We start from the raw sequence: 1067 nt of genomic DNA on the forward strand, positions 1-1067 counted from the left end.
CTATCTGAAGGCGACGCTCGAGAAAATTGCCAAGGGCCATCCTCAAAGCCAAATTGATGAGCTCCTGCCTTGGAACTTCAAACCGTCAAGCTGAAATCTCGTGGGGTCTGAACGCCGCTTACAGTGAAAAGCCAGTTCGCCATAATGTTCCAAGACCGTTTCCCAATGGCGTAAGCAATGCGCCAGGGCACAAAATTCCGGACAGTCCCCAGCAGTTTGACATTGGCCATCTGCTTTTGAACACGCAACAAGCGGCGCTCGTCACGCGCTTCAATCAGTTCATTGACCAAAGCTGCCGCGGTGGTGAAGCCGACACTCATCCCTTTCTGGCAGGCCGCAAGCCCCAGGCCCAGCGCTACATGGGTCTTACCGGTTCCACTGGGCCCCAGCGCGATGACATTCTCGCGCCGGTCAATCCATTCGCAGCGCGCCAGCTCCAGCACCTGCAGCTTGTTGAGCCTCGGTATTGCCTTGAAGTCAAAGCTGTCGAGGCTCTTGGTAGCCGGGAACTTCGCCGCCTTGATGCGGCGCTCGATCATCCGCCGCTCACGGTCAATCAGTTCCAGTTCCACCAGGCGCGTTAGGAATTGCACATGGTCCAGCCCTTCGGAAGCACATTGGCGCGCCACCTTCTCATACTCCCGCAGGAAGGTTGGCAACTTCAGTGTTTTGAGATGATGGGAAAGCAATATCTCGGGCGCATGGGTCATTGTGCTGCCTCCGTCATTAGGGACAGATAGTCGGCCGCCGAGGTCGTCTCGACCGTTGCCCTTGGCAGGTAAGGATAGACATCAAGATCGAGCCTCGGCGGGCGCTTCTCTACCTGACACAGGACAAGGTGCTTCACCGCATCGAAGCCGATTGCACCCAGCTTCAGGGCCTGCTTTACTGCGGCCTGCAGATCATCCATGCCGAAGCTTTCCAGAAGGCGCAGCACCTGAACAGTAAGCACCCGATTGCTACCGCAGCTTTTTTGCCTTGACGCGAGCAATGATTTCAGGATCCGCGATAAAATCCTGGAGGAAGATCTCCCACTCTTCCTCTGAAGATCGGGCGTCGATGAGCAT

General features: G+C 56.3%; 2 protein-coding genes and 1 pseudogene. 1 reads left to right on the plus strand and 2 read right to left on the minus strand.

Annotated features, from left to right (window positions below; genetic code table 11):
- The first annotated feature begins 4 nt into the window (after positions 1-4).
- The gene (locus FDK21_RS20525; protein ID WP_281405416.1) at positions 5-94 is read left to right on the plus strand and encodes a transposase domain-containing protein; all 90 of its coding nucleotides are present in this window, start codon (positions 5-7) and stop codon (positions 92-94) included.
- On the opposite strand, the gene FDK21_RS20530 is transcribed toward FDK21_RS20525, so the two are convergent.
- Complete coding sequence (locus tag FDK21_RS20530; RefSeq protein WP_210238864.1) at positions 78-710, minus strand: ATP-binding protein; 633 nt, start codon at positions 708-710, stop codon at positions 78-80. The two genes, FDK21_RS20525 and FDK21_RS20530, sit on opposite strands and share 17 nt — an antisense overlap.
- Positions 707-943, minus strand: a pseudogene (locus tag FDK21_RS20535) (IS21 family transposase); the annotation flags it as partial. The pseudogene FDK21_RS20535 and the gene FDK21_RS20530, both read right to left, overlap by 4 nt.
- Positions 944-1067: the final 124 nt, after the last annotated feature.

This window comes from Cohaesibacter sp. CAU 1516 (genome assembly GCF_005771485.1).
In the GTDB taxonomy this organism is placed as follows: domain Bacteria; phylum Pseudomonadota; class Alphaproteobacteria; order Rhizobiales; family Cohaesibacteraceae; genus Cohaesibacter; species Cohaesibacter intestini.